Annotated in this window: 17 protein-coding genes; 15 read left to right on the top strand and 2 right to left on the bottom strand. The window is 57.4% G+C overall.

Annotation, left to right across the window (positions count from 1 at the left end):
- Positions 1 to 36 precede the first annotated feature (36 nt).
- The 12 genes from ffh (at position 37) to RYC18_RS16375 (ending at position 14513) form a co-directional block, all read left to right on the top strand.
- On the top strand, positions 37 to 1413 hold the full coding sequence (gene ffh / locus RYC18_RS16320) for a signal recognition particle protein (protein ID WP_005732467.1): 1377 nt from the start codon (positions 37 to 39) through the stop codon (positions 1411 to 1413).
- A 247-nt stretch (positions 1414 to 1660) separates the two neighbouring features.
- Positions 1661 to 1918 (top strand): 30S ribosomal protein S16, encoded by a 258-nt coding sequence (rpsP, locus tag RYC18_RS16325; RefSeq protein ID WP_002552521.1) that lies wholly within the window; start codon positions 1661 to 1663, stop codon positions 1916 to 1918.
- A gap of 5 nt (positions 1919 to 1923) precedes the next feature.
- Entirely contained in the window at positions 1924 to 2463 is a 540-nt protein-coding gene (gene rimM, locus RYC18_RS16330) for a ribosome maturation factor RimM (RefSeq protein WP_002552522.1), read from the top strand.
- Between the two features lie 5 nt (positions 2464 to 2468).
- Entirely contained in the window at positions 2469 to 3221 is a 753-nt protein-coding gene (gene trmD / locus RYC18_RS16335; RefSeq protein ID WP_002552523.1) for a tRNA (guanosine(37)-N1)-methyltransferase TrmD, read from the top strand.
- Positions 3222 to 3265: 44 nt separating this feature from the next.
- Positions 3266 to 3616 carry a 50S ribosomal protein L19 gene (gene rplS / locus RYC18_RS16340; protein WP_002552524.1) on the top strand — a complete coding sequence of 117 codons (351 nt, stop codon included), beginning with the start codon at positions 3266 to 3268 and terminating at the stop codon, positions 3614 to 3616.
- Positions 3617 to 3719: 103 nt separating this feature from the next.
- On the top strand, positions 3720 to 4616 hold the full coding sequence (xerD, locus tag RYC18_RS16345) for a site-specific tyrosine recombinase XerD (protein WP_316886494.1): 897 nt from the start codon (positions 3720 to 3722) through the stop codon (positions 4614 to 4616).
- A 147-nt stretch (positions 4617 to 4763) separates the two neighbouring features.
- Positions 4764 to 5450: a hypothetical protein gene (locus RYC18_RS16350; RefSeq protein ID WP_316886495.1), complete on the top strand. Its 687-nt coding sequence runs from the start codon at positions 4764 to 4766 to the stop codon at positions 5448 to 5450.
- Between the two features lie 215 nt (positions 5451 to 5665).
- Complete coding sequence (dsbC, locus tag RYC18_RS16355) at positions 5666 to 6406, top strand: bifunctional protein-disulfide isomerase/oxidoreductase DsbC (protein WP_002552526.1); 741 nt, start codon at positions 5666 to 5668, stop codon at positions 6404 to 6406.
- A 145-nt stretch (positions 6407 to 6551) separates the two neighbouring features.
- Positions 6552 to 7856 carry a homoserine dehydrogenase gene (locus RYC18_RS16360; protein WP_002552527.1) on the top strand — a complete coding sequence of 435 codons (1305 nt, stop codon included), beginning with the start codon at positions 6552 to 6554 and terminating at the stop codon, positions 7854 to 7856.
- A 105-nt stretch (positions 7857 to 7961) separates the two neighbouring features.
- Positions 7962 to 9371 carry a threonine synthase gene (thrC, locus tag RYC18_RS16365; RefSeq protein WP_316886496.1) on the top strand — a complete coding sequence of 470 codons (1410 nt, stop codon included), beginning with the start codon at positions 7962 to 7964 and terminating at the stop codon, positions 9369 to 9371.
- A gap of 182 nt (positions 9372 to 9553) precedes the next feature.
- Positions 9554 to 13111: an ATP-binding protein gene (locus tag RYC18_RS16370; protein WP_316886549.1), complete on the top strand. Its 3558-nt coding sequence runs from the start codon at positions 9554 to 9556 to the stop codon at positions 13109 to 13111.
- Positions 13112 to 13283: 172 nt separating this feature from the next.
- A complete protein-coding gene (locus RYC18_RS16375; protein ID WP_230848561.1) occupies positions 13284 to 14513 on the top strand; it encodes an EAL domain-containing protein in 1230 nt (409 codons plus the stop codon).
- Here the strand turns inward: RYC18_RS16375 and RYC18_RS16380 are convergent.
- Complete coding sequence (locus tag RYC18_RS16380; RefSeq protein ID WP_005743385.1) at positions 14486 to 15148, bottom strand: response regulator transcription factor; 663 nt, start codon at positions 15146 to 15148, stop codon at positions 14486 to 14488. The two genes, RYC18_RS16375 and RYC18_RS16380, sit on opposite strands and share 28 nt — an antisense overlap.
- A gap of 287 nt (positions 15149 to 15435) precedes the next feature.
- Between RYC18_RS16380 and RYC18_RS16385 the strand changes: the two genes are divergently transcribed.
- Positions 15436 to 15732 (top strand): DUF3509 domain-containing protein, encoded by a 297-nt coding sequence (locus tag RYC18_RS16385; protein ID WP_004656356.1) that lies wholly within the window; start codon positions 15436 to 15438, stop codon positions 15730 to 15732.
- Positions 15733 to 15914: 182 nt separating this feature from the next.
- Here RYC18_RS16385 and RYC18_RS16390 read toward each other — a convergent pair whose 3' ends face one another.
- Complete coding sequence (locus RYC18_RS16390) at positions 15915 to 16754, bottom strand: TIGR02285 family protein (RefSeq protein WP_316886550.1); 840 nt, start codon at positions 16752 to 16754, stop codon at positions 15915 to 15917.
- Between the two features lie 333 nt (positions 16755 to 17087).
- Between RYC18_RS16390 and RYC18_RS16395 the strand changes: the two genes are divergently transcribed.
- Together RYC18_RS16395 and recJ are read left to right on the top strand one after the other, a co-directional pair.
- A complete protein-coding gene (locus RYC18_RS16395) occupies positions 17088 to 17630 on the top strand; it encodes a YaeQ family protein (protein ID WP_002554774.1) in 543 nt (180 codons plus the stop codon).
- A gap of 62 nt (positions 17631 to 17692) precedes the next feature.
- Positions 17693 to 19408, top strand: coding sequence for a single-stranded-DNA-specific exonuclease RecJ (gene recJ, locus RYC18_RS16400; protein ID WP_316886497.1), 1716 nt, complete (start codon positions 17693 to 17695; stop codon positions 19406 to 19408).
- The last annotated feature ends 28 nt before the right edge of the window (positions 19409 to 19436 follow it).

Raw genomic sequence — 19436 nt, forward strand, 5'->3', positions numbered from 1 at the left:
CAACCGGGGTTCGACGAGAGCCTGAAAGGATCGCGCATGTTTGAAAACCTGACTGACCGCCTCTCGCAGACGCTGCGCCATGTTACTGGCAAGGCCAAGCTGAACGAGGACAACATCAAAGATACCTTGCGCGAAGTGCGTATGGCGTTGCTTGAAGCCGACGTCGCCTTGCCGGTGGTCAAAGACTTCGTCAACAACGTCAAGGAACGCGCCGTCGGCACCGAGGTGTCGCGCAGCCTGACGCCAGGCCAGGCGTTCGTGAAGATCGTCCAGGCCGAACTCGAAAGCCTGATGGGCGCTGCCAACGAAGATCTGGTGCTCAATGTCACGCCGCCTGCGGTCATCCTCATGGCGGGCCTGCAGGGTGCGGGTAAAACCACCACCGCTGGCAAGCTGGCGCGCTTCCTTAAAGAGCGCAAGAAGAAGACCGTGATGGTTGTGTCGGTCGACGTCTACCGTCCTGCCGCCATCAAGCAGCTTGAAACCCTGGCCAACGACATCGGTGTGACGTTCTTCGCCTCCGATATCAGCCAGAAGCCGGTCGACATCGCCCTGGCGGCCATTAAAGAAGCCAGGCTCAAGTTCATTGACGTGGTCATCGTCGATACCGCCGGTCGTCTGCACGTCGACGTCGAGATGATGGGCGAGATTCAGGCGCTGCATGCTGCGACCAAGCCAGCTGAAACGCTGTTCGTGGTCGATGCCATGACCGGTCAGGATGCGGCCAACACCGCCAAGGCCTTCGGTGATGCACTGCCGCTGACCGGTGTGATCCTCACCAAGGTCGACGGTGATGCTCGCGGTGGTGCGGCCCTGTCGGTGCGTGCAATTACCGGCAAGCCGATCAAGTTCATCGGTATGGGTGAGAAGAGCGAGGCGCTGGAGCCGTTCCACCCAGATCGTATCGCTTCGCGAATCCTTGGCATGGGCGATGTGCTCAGCCTTATCGAGCAGGCTGAACAGACCCTCGACAAGGATAAAGCCGACAAACTGGCGAAAAAGCTCAAGAAAGGCAAAGGCTTCGATCTCGAAGACTTCCGCGATCAACTGCAACAGATGAAAAACATGGGTGGCCTTGGCGGTCTCATGGACAAGCTGCCAAGTATCGGCGGCGTCAATCTTGCGCAGATGGGCAATGCCCAGGGCGCGGCCGAGAAGCAGTTCAAGCAGATGGAAGCCATCATCAACTCGATGACGCCTGGCGAACGCCGTGACCCGGACCTGATCAGCGGCTCGCGCAAGCGCCGTATTGCAATGGGCTCGGGTACCCAGGTGCAGGACATCGGGCGTCTGATCAAGCAGCATAAACAGATGCAGAAGATGATGAAGAAGTTCTCCGCCAAGGGCGGAATGGCAAAAATGATGCGCGGCATGGGCGGAATGCTCCCCGGCGGCGGCATGCCAAAAATGTAATTGCGTCGCGTGCAAGCTTCTTTGCACGCGTCCCACACGGGGGGCGACCCCCGGTCAGCCCGCGTTATGCGGGCTTTTACCTGCTGTCATACCGACAGCTCCCTCGCAAATCTGGAAGGCATGCCGATAGGCGCCGGAAAAAGACATTTGCAAAAGTCGGGATATTCCTTAGAATATGCGGCCTTTCGGGCACCTATGCCCGCTGTGCATCTTAGATTTGCAGCACCGACTACAGGAACGATGTTCAATGCTAACCATCCGTCTTGCCCTTGGCGGCTCCAAAAAGCGCCCGTTTTACCACTTGACCGTAACCGACAGCCGCAACGCTCGTGACGGTTCCCACAAGGAACAGGTTGGTTTCTTCAACCCGGTTGCCCGTGGTCAGGAAATCCGTCTGTCCGTTAACGAAGAACGCGTCAACTACTGGTTGAGCGTTGGTGCACAAACTTCCGAGCGCGTTGCCCAGCTGCTCAAAGAGCACAACAAGACCAAGGCCGCGGCCTGAGTCTTATGAACGCGACGCCTGCATCTGCCGACGATCTGATCGTCATTGGCAAGATTTACTCGGTTCATGGCGTTCGCGGCGAAGTGAAGGTCTTTTCCTTTACTGATCCGATTGGAAACCTGTTGGACTACAAAACCTGGACGCTTCGGCGCGAAGGCAGCGTTGAGAAACAGGTGGAGCTGGTCAGCGGACGCTTGCAAAGCAAGTTTCTGGTAGCAAAGCTCAAAGGTCTCGATGATCGTGAAGAAGCTCGTCTTCTCTCCGGTTACGAAATCTGCGTGCCGCGTAACCTGTTCCCTGATCTGGACGATGGCGAGTACTACTGGTACCAGCTTGAAGGCCTCAAGGTCATCGACCAACTCGGGCAACTGCTCGGGAAAATCGATCACCTGCTCGAAACCGGTTCGAACGATGTAATGGTTGTAAAGCCCTGCGCGGGTAGCCTGGATGATCGTGAACGCCTGTTGCCCTATACGGAGCAATGTGTGTTGGCAATCGATATGGCTGCTGGCGAGATGAAGGTGGATTGGGACGCGGACTTCTGAATGCCATGGCCAGCCTGCGCATAGAAGTCATCAGTCTGTTTCCCGAGATGTTTTCCGCCATCAGCGAATACGGCATTACCAGCCGTGCGGTGAAACAAGGGCTGTTGCAGCTGACTTGTTGGAATCCGCGGGATTACACCACTGATCGCCATCACACTGTGGATGATCGCCCATTTGGCGGTGGTCCTGGCATGGTGATGAAGATCAAGCCCCTCGAAGATGCTCTGGTTCAGGCCAGGCAAGCGGCAGGGGATGCGGCGAAGGTTATTTACCTGTCGCCACAAGGCCGCCAGCTGAATCAGTCTGCGGTACGCGAACTGGCGCAGGAGGAAGCGATTATCCTCATCGCCGGTCGTTATGAAGGCATTGACGAGCGTTTTATTGATGCTCATGTCGATGAAGAGTGGTCGATTGGTGACTATGTTCTTTCCGGTGGCGAGCTGCCGGCTATGGTCCTGATTGACGCGGTTACGCGGCTGCTGCCTGGAGCTTTAGGGCATGTGGACTCCGCGGAGGAAGATTCCTTCACGGACGGTCTGCTGGATTGCCCGCACTACACCCGACCTGAGGTGTATGCGGATCAGCGTGTTCCCGACGTGTTGCTAAGTGGCAATCACGCGCACATCCGGCGTTGGCGTTTACAGCAGTCCCTTGGGCGGACCTATGAACGACGCGCTGATCTTCTGGAAAGCCGCTCGCTTTCTGGAGAAGAGAAGAAGCTGCTGGCGGAATACATCCGCGAGCGGGACGATAGTTAACGTATCGATGGTCGATCCATACGGATTACCTTAGGAGCACCAGCATGACTAACAAAATCATTCTTGCCCTCGAAGCAGAGCAGATGACCAAAGAGATCCCTACCTTTGCACCAGGCGACACCATCGTCGTTCAGGTTAAAGTGAAGGAAGGCGACCGCGCTCGTCTGCAAGCATTCGAAGGCGTTGTAATTGCCAAGCGTAACCGTGGCGTGAACAGTGCTTTCACTGTTCGTAAAATCTCCAACGGTGTTGGCGTTGAGCGTACTTTCCAGACTTACAGCCCGCAAATCGACAGCATGGCTGTGAAACGTCGCGGTGACGTTCGCAAGGCCAAACTGTACTACCTGCGTGACCTGTCCGGTAAAGCAGCGCGCATCAAGGAAAAACTGTCCTGATACAGTTTTTCGATGCATAAAAAAGGCAGCCTTCGGGCTGCCTTTTTGCTATCTGATGTTTGAAAATTCGTTTTTGGCGTACACGCACACATACTGAGTTGAAATGGCTGCCATCGACCACCCGCTGATTGACCGGTTTCTGGATGCGCTCTGGCTTGAAAAGGGGCTGTCCGATAACACCCGCGATTCCTACCGCAGTGACCTGGCGTTGTTCAATGGCTGGCTGCAGGAGCGCAACGTTGATCTGCCCAGTGCCGGACGCGAGGTCATCCTCGATCATCTTGCGTGGCGCGTTGAAAATGCCTACAAACCGCGCTCTACAGCACGTTTTTTATCCGGTGCCCGAGGCTTCTATCGGTACTTGCTGCGTGAAAAACTCATCACGCTCGATCCAACTCTGCAGATTGATATGCCTCAGCTGGGCAAGCCATTGCCCAAGTCACTCTCCGAAGCCGACGTCGAAGCGCTGCTGGCAGCACCCGACCTGAGTGAGCCCATCGGCGAGCGTGACCGTGCCATGCTTGAAGTGCTGTATGCCTGCGGTCTGCGCGTGACCGAACTGATCAGCCTGACACTGGAACAGGTCAACCTGCGCCAGGGCGTACTGCGGGTGATGGGCAAAGGCAGCAAGGAACGGCTGGTGCCCATGGGCGAAGAGGCCATCGTCTGGGTCGAGCGCTACCTGCGCGGTGCCCGCGACGAGTTACTGGGCGGGAAACCCAGCGACGTACTGTTCCCCAGCACCCGAGGCGACCAGATGACCCGGCAGACCTTCTGGCACCGCATAAAGTATCAGGCAACGGTTGCGGGCATCGGCAAATCCCTGTCACCGCATACCCTGCGCCACGCATTCGCCACCCATCTGCTTAATCACGGCGCTGACTTGCGTGTGGTGCAGATGTTGCTGGGGCACAGCGATCTTTCGACGACCCAGATTTATACCCATGTGGCACGTGCGCGGTTGCAGGAGATGCATGCGAAGCATCACCCGCGGGGTTAGTTACTTTGCGGTATCAGACTATAGGCCAGATGATGCGCTTTTCATCGGCGATTATTACCAATAATTCTTGCGGTAAATAGATGGTTTTTATTTGTTTGGCTATCCTTTGCATGAGGTTTTTAAAATTAGCTATCAAGGATGATTGATATGAATTACGATAAGAAAGAGCATTCGTTTTTGGCGATGCTTGATTTAGATGATGGTGCCGTGCTGGCCTTTTCCAAAATTGCTAACAACGGGGCCAGCGTTGAAGCGCACAATGAGCTTTGTGCAAATACAATGGAGAAAGACTCGTTAAAAGTCTTTTTTTCAGCAGGGGATAACGGTTCTTATCTTTTGCTATTTAAAGGTGATTTTCATCATCAGGATCCCAGTTCGGAGGGGCGCCTCGACAGTGACGGTCATGAGTTTAATTTTGAAATTGGCGATGATTTTTTTTATTTTGAAGATCTTCTTCCTCGGGACACCAAGGAAAATGAGCGGGCTACTGAGTCCTCAGAGAAAGTTGTGCCTGCGCCTGATTCACTTGAGAAGCCTGCGCCTGTTTACATAGGCGTAAATGCTCAGGGTTGGGTTACAGGAACAAAAAATCGAGGTATGGCCTATATTGCTCAGATATCTGGCAGGCAAGGTGAAGCTTTTTCTATCGATAAGGATGAGCAGCGTGTCTATTTGAGATCTGACAGAAGTAAGAATTTTATGCAGACTTATAAGCGCGAGGATTTTCCCGGTGGTAAGTGGTTTGCATATATGACCGATTGTGATGGCAAGGATGCGCTGTTAAAGTTGACGATCATTGAGCGCTATAACGCAGACGGTTCGGTCAAAAGGTAGAGCGTGAGTGAAGCGTTCGCTGACAATGGGGGCTGCAAAGGTCCCCATTCCGATCTGCGCAGGAAAAATCTCTAATCCATCCTGGAAACATCCCGAGTGACGACGGCCTGTCGGCCCCGCGAGCCTTATGTGGTAGGCTTTGCCGGTTTCGCATATCAAGGCTGGCGCCCCTTTTTTCGACTGCCGCCAGTCTGCCCGTCGTCATAGGAGTTTCCATGCGTTTGCCCCAGATTTTCGCTGCCGCCGCTTTACTGCTGGCCGGCACATTCAGTATGTCTGCCCTGGCTGATGCAGCCCCCGATCAGGCCATCCGCAAGACCCTTGATTCGCTGGAATTGCAGTTGCCGGTCGAGAGTATTTCGCCGAGCCCGCTCAACGGTCTTTATGAAGTGAAGCTCAAGGGCGGTCGTGTGCTGTATGCCAGTGCCGACGGCCAGTTTGTGGTTCAGGGTTACCTGTTTCAGGTGCAGAACGGCAAGCCGGTCAACTTGACCGAGAAGACCGAACGTCTGGCCATTGCCAAGACCATCAACGCCATTCCGCTTTCTGAAATGGTGATCTACCCGGCGGTGGGCGAGACCAAATCGCACATCACGGTATTCACCGACACTACCTGCCCGTATTGCCACAAACTGCACGAAGAAGTCGGGCAGTTGAACAAAATGGGCGTTGAAGTCCGTTACATGGCATTCCCGCGCCAAGGCCTGGGTTCTCCGGGTGACGAGCAATTGCAGGCCGTGTGGTGTTCCAAGGACCGCAAAAGCGCCATGGACCGCATGGTAGACGGCAAGGACATCAAGGCCGCCAAGTGCGATAATCCGGTGAGCAAGCAATATGAGCTGGGCCAGTCGATCGGCGTCAACGGCACCCCTGCGATTGTCCTCGCCGACGGTCAGGTGATTCCGGGCTATCAGCCTGCTGCTCAGGTTGCCAAACTGGCAATGGGCGCCAAATAACGCTTTGTCACATCAGCATGCTTCATATGAGCATGCGCTACACGAGGCCGTGTTTTTGGTGCCTCTTCACATTTGTAGCCGTATGGCAACGTGCGGCGGATTTCACGGCTGATCAAGCATCAGCTGTTTTTCGGGGAGTTCATCAGTGAAACCGGTCAAAGTAGGCATATGTGGGCTGGGTACTGTCGGTGGCGGTACTTTCAACGTACTTCAGCGTAACGCCGAGGAGATCGCCCGCCGTGCCGGGCGAGGAATCGAAGTTGCGCAAATTGCGGTTCGTACACCAAACCCCAACTGCCAGATTGCCGGTACGCCTACTACCAGTGATGTGTTTGCCGTTGCGACCAACCCTGAAATCGACATCGTCGTTGAATTGATCGGTGGCTACACCATCGCCCGTGATCTGGTGCTCAAGGCCATCGAGCATGGCAAGCACGTGGTGACTGCCAACAAGGCGCTGATTGCGGTTCACGGCAACGAAATTTTCGCCAAAGCGCGTGAAAAGGGCGTAATCGTTGCTTTTGAAGCAGCTGTCGCTGGCGGCATCCCGGTCATCAAAGCCATTCGCGAAGGGCTGTCGGCAAACCGTATCAATTGGGTTGCAGGCATTATCAACGGCACTGGAAACTTCATCCTCACCGAAATGCGCGAGAAGGGCCGTACCTTCCCGGATGTTCTGGCCGAAGCCCAGGCGCTGGGGTATGCAGAGGCTGATCCGACCTTCGACGTTGAGGGTATCGATGCAGCGCACAAGCTGACCATTCTGGCCTCCATTGCCTTCGGCATCCCATTGCAGTTCGACAAGGCCTACACCGAAGGCATCACCAAACTGACCACCGCCGACGTGAACTACGCTGAAGCGCTGGGCTATCGCATCAAGCACCTGGGCGTTGCACGCAGCACGGCCCAGGGCATCGAGCTACGCGTACACCCGACGCTGATCCCGGCCGATCGCCTGATTGCCAACGTCAACGGCGTGATGAACGCGGTGATGGTCAATGGCGATGCGTCCGGCTCGACGCTGTTCTACGGTGCCGGTGCCGGTATGGAGCCTACGGCGTCCTCCGTGGTGGCCGATCTGGTGGACGTGGTGCGGGCGATGACATCCGATCCGGAAAACCGTGTGCCGCATCTGGCCTTCCAGCCCGATTCGCTGTCCGCGCACCCGATTCTGCCGATCGAAGCCTGTGAAAGTGCCTACTACCTGCGCATCCAGGCCAAGGATCACCCGGGCGTGCTGGCCCAGGTGGCGAGCATCCTGTCCGAGCGCGGCATCAATATAGAGTCGATCATGCAAAAGGAAGTCGAGGAGCACGATGGTCTGGTGCCGATGATCCTGTTGACGCACCGTGTTGTGGAGCAGCGCATCAATGACGCCATTCAGGCCCTGGAAGCTCTTCAGGACGTGGTTGGCCCGGTGGTTCGTATTCGCGTAGAACATCTTAATTAACACCAGCTGCGAACCGTCAGCTTCAAGCTACAAGTCAGACGCCAGTCGTTTTGAGCTTGAGGCTTGAAGCTTGAGGCTTTCAGCTCAAACCAAAGGTTTGATCCCATGCGCTATATCAGTACTCGCGGCCAGGCGCCGGCCCTGAACTTCGAAGACGTGCTGTTGACTGGTCTGGCCAGCGACGGCGGCCTGTATGTGCCGGAAAACCTGCCACGCTTCACTCAGGAAGAGATCGCCTCCTGGGCCGGTCTGCCGTATCACGAACTTGCCTTCCGGGTGATGCGCCCCTTTGTAGCTGGCAGCATCCCGGATGCCGATTTCAAAAAAATTCTTGAAGAGACCTACGGTGTCTTCGCCCACAGTGCGGTAGCACCGTTGCGTCAGTTGAATGGCAACGAGTGGGTACTTGAGCTGTTCCACGGTCCTACCCTGGCGTTCAAGGACTTTGCGCTGCAATTGCTCGGCCGCTTGCTGGACTACGTGCTGGCCAAGCGTGGCGAGCGTGTGGTGATCATCGGCGCTACCTCGGGTGACACCGGCTCTGCAGCCATCGAAGGCTGCCGTCGCTGTGACAACGTCGACATTTTCATTCTGCACCCGAACAATCGGGTATCGGATGTCCAGCGCCGGCAGATGACCACCATCTTTGGCGACAACATCCACAACATTGCAGTAGAAGGCAACTTCGACGACTGCCAGGAAATGGTCAAGGCCAGCTTCGCCGATCAGGGCTTCCTGAAGGGCACGCGTCTGGTCGCCGTCAACTCGATCAACTGGGCGCGAATCATGGCCCAGATCGTCTACTACTTCCATGCATCGCTGCAGTTGGGCGGTCCCGCGCGCTCGGTATCGTTCTCGGTTCCGACCGGCAACTTCGGCGATATCTTTGCCGGTTACCTGGCACGCAACATGGGGCTGCCGGTCAATCAACTGATCGTCGCCACCAACCGCAACGACATTCTGCACCGTTTCATGAGCGGCAATCAGTACGTCAAGGAAACCCTGCACGCTACGTTGTCGCCTTCCATGGACATCATGGTGTCGTCGAACTTCGAACGCCTGTTGTTCGATATGCACGGTCGCAACGGTTCTGCCATTGCCGAGTTGATGAGCACGTTCAGGCAGGGCGGCGGTTTCAGTGTCGAAGAAGAGCGCTGGACCGAAACCCGCAAACTGTTCGATTCGCTGGCAGTCAGCGATGAGGACACCTGCACGACCATTGCTGAAGTGTTTGCCAGCACCGGCGAACTGCTTGATCCGCATACCGCTATCGGGGTGAAGGCTGCTCGCGAATGCCGTCGCAGCCTGGACACGCCGATGGTGATTCTGGGTACGGCGCATCCGGTCAAGTTTCCGGAGGCAGTGGAGAAGGCCGGTGTAGGAAAAGCGCTTGAGCTACCTGCACATTTGTCTGATTTGTTCGAGCGTGACGAGCGCTGCACTGTGCTGCCAAATGACCTGAAAGCCATACAGGCATTTGTCAGCCAGCATGGCAGTCGCGGCAAACCGCTCTGACAGAAGCGTCGTGTAACAACTTTAGGCCCGCCACTTGGCGGGCCTTTCTGTTTCTACGTGCCAAACTTCGCTGGTTTTCGAACCATAGAGTTGGGTCATTTGTAGTGAAGCAGGCAAGCATGCAAAGCGTAGTCAGGGAGGCAGACAGCACATTGAGAGGCCGCGCATGGCGCATGGCATGCATGTTGTTGGCGCTGGTTTTTGTCGGGCCAGCCGATGCGGCGCAAAGCTTGCCGTTTACCCTGACAGCCCCTTTCGTGGCTTCAGCGGATCTGGCCCTCACAGATCAGGATCGTGCATGGCTAGATCAGCGCAAGGTACTTCGGGTCGGCATTGCGATTGCCGACTACGAGCCGATTGATATCACCAGTGACCGCAACCGTTATCAGGGCATCAGTGCCGACTATCTGGGGTTGGTCAGCGACCAGTTGAACATTCCGGTGCAGGTGACCGGGTTTGCCAGGCGTGACGAGGCCATCGAGGCATTGCACGACGGCAAGATAGACCTGCTGACCAGCGCCAATGGCTTTGAGCGGGGCGTGAAAGGGCTGTCGTTCTCAACCGAATACATGCCTGACCGATCTGTTGTCGTCGGTCGTGGCAACGATCTGAGCCCGCCGCCAAGCCTGGCCGGCAAGAAGGTTGTGCTGCTTGATGGCTATGCCGACTCGGACGTCGCTCACCGCGTTTATCCTGACAGCGAGCTGATTATCGCGCCTAACCTCTACAGTGCTCTGGAGGCCTTGAGCCAAGGCGAGGTCGACGCTTTTATCGGCAACGAAGTCATTGTCCGGGCCTACACCGCCCTGCGTCCTTATCTCGGATTGCAGATCAAGTTCGAAAGCCGGTTGCCTCCGGTAGGGTTTTCTTTTGCAGTGCGTGACGATGAGCAGCGCTTGCTGACCTTCATCAATCGTGCGCTGGACAGTATTGAACCGTCGATCGATCGTGAAGTGCTCGGCCGCTGGACGATGGGGCTGGGCGCTGACGTGGAGGGACAACGCATTCGCCTTACCGGTGCCGAGCGGCGCTGGCTGCTCAAGCACCCGAGCGTGACCATCGCCACCACACAGCATCCGCCGTACATCTACAAAGACAAGAATGGCCAATGGGTGGGGCTGAACGCAGATGTGCTGTCCCGTATCTCACGCATGACCGGGTTGCAGTTTGTCCATCAGGAAGTGCCTTCCACGCAGCAGAGCATTGAAGTGCTGCGTGCCGGTCTTGCCGAGATGAACACCTCGCTTGCAGAAAATGCCGAGCGTCGGCGGTTTCTGGACTTTACCTATTCGTTCGGAGGCAACAGCTGGATGTTCGTGGTGCGCTCCGAGCGCTCATCCCGAGTATCGCTCGACAGTCTGGCCGGTAAAGTGCTGGCACTGCCTGCCCGGCATGCGCTCGAGGACCTGATCAGGCGCGAGCACCCCTTGATCCAGCTGCGTCTGGTGGACACCTACGACCAGGCACGAGCCCTGGTGGAAAGCGGTGTTGCCGACGCGACCATTCAGAATGAAGTAGGTGCCTACCTGTTCCCGGCCGGGCAACTGAAGGTCGCCCGCAGTGTCGATGGCCAATGGTCACCCGACAGGTTTTCGGTGATCAAGACCCAGCCCGAACTGCTGGGCATTCTGAATAAGGCGCTGGAAGAGTTCCCGGTGGCCGAGTTGCGCTCGATCCGCTTGAAGTGGCTGGGCTCGGCACTGCCTCAGCCTTCGCTCTGGGGGCGGATACCGCAGTGGGTATTCTGGGTACTGGCCCTGGCCTTACTGACCGGGCTGGTGTCACTGGTCTGGAGCAGTCGCCTCAAGGTACAGATTCGCCAGCGCCTCAAGGCTGAAAGGCAGCTCAATGACCAACTGGCCTTCAAACACGCCTTGTTCGATGGTATCCCCAATCCGATTTATGTTCGCGATCTCAAGGGACGACTGATTTCCTGCAACCGTAGCTACGAGCAGAGCCTTGGCATCAGTTTCGAGCAGATGAATGGTCGACGCCTTACGGATGTCAATCTGATATCGCGTGCATTGGCTGAGCAGATGCATACCGACTACCTCAATTTGCTGGAAAATCACCAGCCAGTCTTTTCCGACCGCACCATTGAACTGTCCGGAAAACGCATGGACGTCTGGCAATGGACGGTCCCTTTCTTCGCCGCCGACGGACAGCTGCAGGGGTTGCTGGGCGGCTGGGTCGATATCACCGAGCGCAAGCGGCTTGAGCAGCAGCTCCAGGAAGCAATGCGTCTGGCCGCTCAGGCCAACGAGGCGAAGAGTGTCTTTCTGGCCAGCATGAGTCATGAAATCCGTACCCCAATGGGTGCAATCATCGGTTTGCTGGAGCTGGAATGCGCACACGCTTTACGCAAGGGGCATACACCGTCGCAAGGCTTGCAGGTCGCCCATCGCTCGGCTACGGAGCTGGTGGCACTGATTGGCGAAAGTCTTGATCTGGCCAGAATCGAAGCGGGCGGCATGCAGTTGTCATTGACAGTCACATCCTTGCAGGCTCTTTTCGAGGGCGTAATCGAGCTTTTTTCAGCGCAGGCCCGGGAAAAGGACGTGGAACTGCGGCTGGAATTTTCCGAACAGGCTCAGGGCGATTACTGGCTTGACCCGCTGAGGCTGCGTCAGGTGCTGCACAACGTCCTGGGCAACGCCCTGAAATTCACCCGGCAAGGGTCGGTCGTCTTGAGGGTGGTGGCGCTGGATGACTCATCTCGCGTACGCATCGCTATCCAGGACAGTGGCGAAGGTATCGAGCCAGAGCGTCAACAGCAGATATTCCAGCCCTTCATTCAGGCCAGCGATGACACTGCCGCCCATTACGGCGGGAGCGGGCTGGGACTGAGCATCACCCGGCAACTGGTGGAGTTGATGAAGGGCGACATCAGCCTGCACAGCTCGCCGGGCGAGGGTACGCTGGTCAACATCGATTTGCCGCTGGTCAGGGTAAGCGAGCCGGTTTCGCCCTCCAGCGATGTCCCGGATGCACCTGTGGATACGCGCAGCCTTCGCTTGTTGGTGGTCGATGACATGTCGGCCAACCGGCTGGTGTTGACCCGCCAGCTGGAGTTTCTTGGCCATCAGGTGGTGGCTGTCGAAGACGGCAAGGCTGCACTGTCGAGGTGGTGCGAAGAGCCGTTCGATGCGGTCATCACCGACTGCAACATGCCGGGTATCAGCGGTTATGCATTGACCGAAGCCATTCGACAGATCGAAGAGAAAGAGCAGCGCCGGCGCTGCCCGGTCATTGGCTGTACCGCTAACGCAATGAGCGACGAGGCTGCACGGTGTGAGCAGGCGGGGATGGACGGTCTGCTGATCAAACCGCTTTCCCTGGCGCGTCTGGCCCAGGAGCTGGCGGATCGGGTACGTGAGCCGACGTTCGACATCAGCACGCTGCAAAACATGACCCGGGCCAACCCGGAACAGATGCAACGGTTGTTGGGCGAGTTGTGGAAGAACCTCAGGCATGAACACGCCTTGCTGGAGCCTGCGGTGCTGGCAAATGACTGGAACGCCTTGAGCGCTTGCCTGCATCGGCTCAAGGGCGCGGCGAGTCTGGTTGACGCAGTACCGTTGGCCAAGGCGTGCGCGGCGCTCGATGAAAGTGTGCGGCTTGAGTGTGTGGCCAGTGTGCCTGAGCGCTGGCTGGCGCTGGAGGCTGCGATGACCGGCCTGCGCGCTGATATCGAGTTGCAATTGGTGGCAGTGCCCGACATTGCACCGGCTTGCGATTGATGCGTGCTGAAAAAAAACGTTAATCGCTACCGGGTTTAGGACATGTCCTATGGGGCATGCGTGCGGGAGGAGCTACAGTAAGTGTTCCCCTGAGCCGCTGGCTCTGACTCCCGTAGGCGTGACCGTGCACTCACTCAAGGTTCTGATTCTCGAAGACCATCCTTTCCAGCTGATGGCTCTGCACCAGATGCTCAACGCCAATCAGGTGTTCGATGTGCTGGCTGCCGAGAGCGTTGAGGTTGCCAGGCTTTCCCTGCAAAGCCGTGGTCCTGTCGACATTGCTATCTGTGACTTGCAGATGGACGGCCCCGACGGCCTTGAGCTGATCCGCTTTATGGCCGAAAACGGGTTGGCGAGGGCGCTGATCATCGTCAGCAGTTCAGCTGCCTGCGTGCTGGAAGGTGTTGCGCAGCTGGCGCTCAGCCAAGGTTTGGAAGTGTTGGGGTATGTGCAAAAACCTGCTTCGGCCGCTGTACTCCATGACCTGCTTGAGGCGTACGGGCCAGGCCGTGCCGGGAGTGCACCACAGTCACCGGTAAAGCGTGCGTTCGGGGCACTGTCTGCCGTGGAGTTGTTTGATCCGAAAGACAATATGCCCATAGACGTTGCGTCTGTTGCCGAACAGTGGATTGCCTATTTTCAACCCAAGGTGAATCTGCAGGGCAAGTTGCTGGGTGTCGAGGCGCTGGTCCGCTGGCAGCACCCCACACATGGCTTGCTGGCTCCCGGACGATTCATGGACGCCATCGAAGCTGAGGAACTGACCGTTGCGTTGACCTGGCGTATGCTGGATCAGGCCCTGCAGTTCTCTGCACAGTTCATGCGCGAGCAGGGCGAAGTACTCTCGGTTGCGGTCAATATCGACCCGCAAGTGCTGCAACAGGCGGATTTCGCCGGGCAGATCATGCAGGCGCTCACCCGTCACAGCGTGCCGGCAACTGCGCTGACCCTGGAGATTCTCGAACAGGATGCCGCCCGCCCGGAAACCTGGCAGATGGAGGGCCTGTTGAGGTTATGCATGCAGGGCTGCAAATTGTCTATTGATGACTTTGGGATGGGCGCTTCGAACATCGACAGGCTCCTGCAGTTGCCCTTCAGCGAGTTGAAGATACCGACCGAGTTTGTACGTGGCATGGCCGACGATGCGCGCAAGTCTGCAGTGGTGGCTGGAGCCATGCTCATGGCACAGCGGCTGTCCATGTCGGTAGTGGTGGAGGGGGTCGAAACGATTGACGACTTTCACAGCCTGCTGGCATTGGGCAACCCGGCCATTCAGGGTTATTTCATTGCGCGTCCGATGCCTTCATCAGAGTTGGTGCGCTGGGCCGCCGAGCGCGAGTCTCATCTGCAGGCCATGCTGACAGACGGCCGGCCTCAGGACATGCCGCTTTCCTGCAAATAAATGAACAGCGCGGCGTCGTTGGCCAGACCGAGCTTGCGCATGGCTGCGACTTTCTGTGCGCTGACAGTCTGTTTGCTGCGATTGAGCTGCGCAGCGATCTGGCCGACAGTATGACCCGCCGAGAGCAGGCGTAGCACCTCCAGCTCTCTTGGCGACAGCTTTTCTGCTGGCAACAGCGCGTCAGGGCCGTACTGACGGGCTTCCCTCAGCACCCTGCGCACGGAATCAGCGACAAAAAACTCACCGCGCTGAACGCCCCTGATGGCCGCAGGCAGTTCTCCGGCAAGGCTGGCCTTGCTCAACAGGCCGCGCACGTTAAGGTCCAGCATGGACTGGAAAAGTCCGGCATTGCTCAGTGTCGTTACAACGATCACCGGCAATGCCGGAAAATCCCGGTGTATGCGCTGCAAAAGACGCAAGCCATCGTTCTGCAGTTCGACCGGCATCATGAAATCAGTCACCAGCACATCGCAGGGATGGCGCGCGAGTACCTGTAGCAGTTCATCCGGATTACAGGCTTCGGCGACAACGGTAGCCAGATTGTCCTGTTCCAGTACGACACGCAGGCCGATGAGAAAAATAGGGTGGTCATCAGCCACGATGACGCGCAACGGGCGATCAGTGGAATCGCTCAAGGTGTGGCTCCATCAAAAAGGCTGACTGGTATTACAGACGACAGGGTTGTTTAACGCAGTGATCAATAGCATAGGCATCTTGTAGGAGGCGTAGCGTAATTATGTTGAGTTTTCCTACAAGCCCACTTCCTGTCGCCATTAGCCTCCGGTTTTTTCCTTGTCACATTCAACAGGCATGCTCGAAATGACAGACCGGTGCTGTGATCAGGCGATAGAAAGAACTTTCTGCTGTCGCCGGCGGTCATTGGTTAGCACCTTTGCATTCAAACTGTTGAGTGGTGATCCGGATGGAAAATATCAGCTTACTGCTAAGCGAAGCGCTGGCTCCTTATCAGGCCACTATTGGCCCGGCGGGTACTCGGGGCGAACGTCTGGTGACTCTTAAGGATAAAGCGGGCGTCTGTGTGATCGAGCGTACATTCGGCGCTGATCAACTGAGCGACAAGCGTCAGCTCACCGATGTAGTAGACGGCCTGCGCCGGGATTTGATGGTCGCCGAAGGTCGAATCGAACCCTGCGTCATTGCCGCGATGCGTAATGCTGCAATCAGCCGAACGTTTATCGGCACTCCGTCTTTTGCTTAACAGTTGCTAAACAGTCGTCTGGCTTGCGTCAACAAGGCCGGAACCTGAAGCGCTCGTTGCACTCCTATCCATTACGTCAGGTTTGATCATTGTGCTCCGGTGATCGAAGGTTGGCGTACAGACCATCATGGTCATGTTTACCCCGGGCAGGTCCCCCTCTGCCCGGGGTTTCTTTTAGGTGGTCAGTTCTTCTCGAACAGCGCTTTGACGTCTTCCAGGTAGCTTGCCCGTTGCTCGGGGTCCAGCCACTGCGCGTAAAAGCCCATCAGGCTGCTTTCGCGCAACGTACGCATCTCGCGGTTGATCTGTGCGAGGGCTTTTTTGCCTTCAGGTGAGTTGCTGCAACTGATATAGACGAATTGGTAGGCGGGGTTGCCCCTGATCGGCAAGAAGGCCAGTTCATCCGGCCTGATACCTTGTTGCATGGCCTGATAGCGTGCTTCCGGCCAGAAACTGATAAAGGCTTGCAGGCGCCCCAGGCGTTCCATTTGCAGAAGGCTGCCGGTGGCATCGTTACCGTAATGGAGCACCAGCGCATCTTCGTCGACGCCTTGCAGCGTATGGTCGATCAGTTCGCCATAGCTGCGTTCGGCGACTATGCCCAATTTGATCGCCCGGCTGGCCATAAGCGCCGCGAAGTCGATTTTTCCGTCCTCGACATACGGCTCGAACGTCGACATGTCTTCCTTGCGTACAATCAGGCCGCTGCTGAATATGGCGCCGATCGGTATGGAGAAGAGCAGGGTTCTGGCTCGCTCCTCAGTCCACAGCATGGTGGGATCACAACTCAGAGACGTGGCGTCGTTAAGCATCTGCAGGCCCCTGGCACGATTGACGCGCATCAGCATGTGATCGTATTCGGGCATTCGCGCAGTTAACAAAGGCATGAGCTGATCAATGGCACCTTGCCCGCGCATGACCCCGGAAAAAATCGTCGAAGGTGGTATGTCGCGCATCAGCCAGGTCAATGTCTCCCTTGCCTGGCTGGCGCATGACAGGGCAGCCAGCGACAGGGCGAGCATCAATCGAGCCGTTGTGCAGTACGAGGCAGGAAGGGACATTCGCTGGTTTCATCCTCGAAAAAGATTCAGCAAACTGGAGTAGAGTGGCAGCTCTTTGAGTGGCGCTGCGCCTGTGGCGTCACATTCAGGTGCTTCGGCAGTCCCTTGCCGGGATCCAGGTACTCGGAGCAGATCGTCTATAAAGCCAATCTGTATCAGAATTTTGTTTCAGGCTATCGATTTTTGTATAGCCCGCAAGCAGGAGCAATTGCATCCCCTGCGCGAGCAAGTTCGTTCACAGGCCCGGCATCGGTTAGACTTGCCGTCTTACCTCCAGACTCTAGAAGCCCGTTCATGGCCCAGCCGTCCACGACCTACAAATTCGAACTCAACCTCACCGACCTCGATCGCGGAGTGTATGAGAGCGTCAAACAGACCATTGCCCGCCATCCTTCGGAAACTGAAGAACGCATGACCGTGCGCCTGCTGGCCTATGCCTTCTGGTACAACGAACAATTGTCGTTCGGTCGCGGCCTGTCTGATGTGGACGAACCCGCACTGTGGGAAAAAAGCCTGGATGATCGGGTTCTGCACTGGATTGAAGTCGGACAGCCGGATGCCGACCGCCTGACCTGGTGCTCGCGTCGCACCGAACGCACCAGCCTGCTTGCCTACGGCAGCTTGCGCGTTTGGGAAGGCAAGGTCATCCCGGCGATCAAGAACCTGAAAAACGTCAATATTGCCGCCGTCCCGCAGGACGTGCTGGAAGTGCTGGCCAAGGATATGCCGCGGGTCATCAAGTGGGATGTGATGATCAGTGAAGGAACGGTGTTCGTCACCGACGACCGTGGCCAGCATGAAGTCCAGTTGCAATGGCTTGCGGGCGAACGCGGCTGACAGCCGCCGGTTCCGATCGAAAAAACATTCATCGACACTGCAAAGAGAATCAGCTGACCCGCATGCGCATCGAACCTCGTCTATTGCCCGATACCTTGCCGTTTCTCGGCGACCTGCCGCCCTTGCTCACTCGTCTTTATGCTGCAAGGGGCGTGGCCTGCGAGGCCGAGCTGGACAAAAGCCTGGCGCGGTTGATCCCTTATCAGCAACTCAAGGGAATCGATGCTGCGGTAGATCTGCTGGTAACGGCGCTGCGCGAAGGCCAGCGCATGCTGATTGTCGGTGATTTCGATGCCGACGGTGCGACTGCCAGCACCGTGGGTGTTCTGGGGCTGCGCCTGCTGGGCGCGGCGCACGTCGATTATCTGGTGCCTAACCGTTTTGAGTACGGTTATGGCCTGACGCCGGAAATCGTCGAAGTGGCGTTGCAGCGCGAGCCTCAGCTATTGATCACCGTGGATAACGGCATTTCGAGCGTCGAGGGTGTGGCCGCTGCCAAGGCGGCAGGCTTGCAGGTACTGGTCACCGACCACCATTTGCCGGGTCACGAGCTTCCGGCGGCAGACGCCATCGTCAACCCCAACCAGCCAGGCTGTACCTTTCCCAGCAAATCGCTGGCCGGTGTCGGGGTTATTTTCTATGTGTTGATGGCCTTGCGTGCGCGTTTGCGTGACACCGGCTGGTTCGAGAGCAACCAGCGTGCCCAGCCCAACCTGGGTGAGCTTCTGGACCTGGTCGCGTTGGGCAGCGTGGCCGATGTCGTGCCGCTCGACGCCAACAACCGCATTCTGGTGCACCAAGGCCTGATGCGTATTCGTGCTGGCCGTGCCCGGCCCGGGCTGCGCGCGATTCTTGAGGTTGCACGGCGTGAGTCTTCGCGCATCACCTCTACTGATCTGGGGTTTATTATCGGGCCACGCCTGAACGCGGCGGGGCGCCTGGACGATATGAGCCTGGGCATTGAATGCCTGCTCTGCGACGACTCGACACTGGCGCGAGAAATGGCCGTGCAACTGGACGAGTTGAACCAGGATCGCAAATCCATTGAGCAGGGCATGCAGCGTGAAGCGCTCGCGCAGCTCAAGGACCTGCCGCTGGAGTCCATGCCGTTCGGCCTGTGCCTGTTCGATGCCGAATGGCATCAGGGTGTCATCGGTATCCTGGCCTCGCGCCTCAAGGAGCGCTACCACCGACCTACCATCGCGTTCGCCAGTGCCGGGGAGGGCGTGCTCAAAGGCTCGGCTCGCTCGGTGCCGGGGTTTCACATTCGCGATGCGCTGGACGCTGTGGCGGCCAGTCATCCGCATCTGATCAGCAAGTTCGGCGGCCACGCCATGGCGGCAGGTCTCTCGCTGCCTGAAGAGAACTTCCCGGCGTTTGCCGAAGCGTTCGATCTTGAAGTGCGTCGTCAACTCGATGAGCAGGACCTGACCGGACGTCTGCTGTCTGACGGTTCGCTGGCCGTCGAGGAATTTCATCTGGAACTGGCCCGCGCACTGCGCAACGCCGGTCCCTGGGGACAGCGCTTCCCCGAGCCCTTGTTCCACGGCGTATTCCAGCTTGTTGAACAGCGGGTGGTGGGCGAGCGTCACTTGAAGATGGTGCTCAAGACCGAGTGCGGCAGCGTTAAGCTCGATGGCATTGCGTTCGGCGTCGACCGCGACATCTGGCCCAACCCCAACATTCGCTGGGTCGAACTGGCCTACAAACTGGACCTCAACGAGTTTCGTGGCAACGAAACCGTGCAGTTGATGGTGGTGCACATCGCGCCACGCTGACAATCAGCAGGAACCCCTCTCGCTACCG

The organism is Pseudomonas syringae group sp. 247E2, from assembly GCF_032587795.1.
Lineage (GTDB): Bacteria > Pseudomonadota > Gammaproteobacteria > Pseudomonadales > Pseudomonadaceae > Aquipseudomonas > Aquipseudomonas amygdali.

Coding starts and splice junctions, on each gene's coding strand:
- ffh (WP_005732467.1), top strand. CDS start 37: ATGTTTGAAAACCTGACTGACCGCCTCTCGCAGACGCTGCGCCATGTT.
- rpsP (WP_002552521.1), top strand. CDS start 1,661: ATGCTAACCATCCGTCTTGCCCTTGGCGGCTCCAAAAAGCGCCCGTTT.
- rimM (WP_002552522.1), top strand. CDS start 1,924: ATGAACGCGACGCCTGCATCTGCCGACGATCTGATCGTCATTGGCAAG.
- trmD (WP_002552523.1), top strand. CDS start 2,469: ATGGCCAGCCTGCGCATAGAAGTCATCAGTCTGTTTCCCGAGATGTTT.
- rplS (WP_002552524.1), top strand. CDS start 3,266: ATGACTAACAAAATCATTCTTGCCCTCGAAGCAGAGCAGATGACCAAA.
- xerD (WP_316886494.1), top strand. CDS start 3,720: ATGGCTGCCATCGACCACCCGCTGATTGACCGGTTTCTGGATGCGCTC.
- RYC18_RS16350 (WP_316886495.1), top strand. CDS start 4,764: ATGAATTACGATAAGAAAGAGCATTCGTTTTTGGCGATGCTTGATTTA.
- dsbC (WP_002552526.1), top strand. CDS start 5,666: ATGCGTTTGCCCCAGATTTTCGCTGCCGCCGCTTTACTGCTGGCCGGC.
- thrC (WP_316886496.1), top strand. CDS start 7,962: ATGCGCTATATCAGTACTCGCGGCCAGGCGCCGGCCCTGAACTTCGAA.
- RYC18_RS16370 (WP_316886549.1), top strand. CDS start 9,554: ATGTTGTTGGCGCTGGTTTTTGTCGGGCCAGCCGATGCGGCGCAAAGC.
- RYC18_RS16375 (WP_230848561.1), top strand. CDS start 13,284: ATGGCTCTGCACCAGATGCTCAACGCCAATCAGGTGTTCGATGTGCTG.
- RYC18_RS16385 (WP_004656356.1), top strand. CDS start 15,436: ATGGAAAATATCAGCTTACTGCTAAGCGAAGCGCTGGCTCCTTATCAG.
- RYC18_RS16390 (WP_316886550.1), bottom strand. CDS start 16,754: ATGCTCGCCCTGTCGCTGGCTGCCCTGTCATGCGCCAGCCAGGCAAGG.
- RYC18_RS16395 (WP_002554774.1), top strand. CDS start 17,088: ATGGCCCAGCCGTCCACGACCTACAAATTCGAACTCAACCTCACCGAC.
- recJ (WP_316886497.1), top strand. CDS start 17,693: ATGCGCATCGAACCTCGTCTATTGCCCGATACCTTGCCGTTTCTCGGC.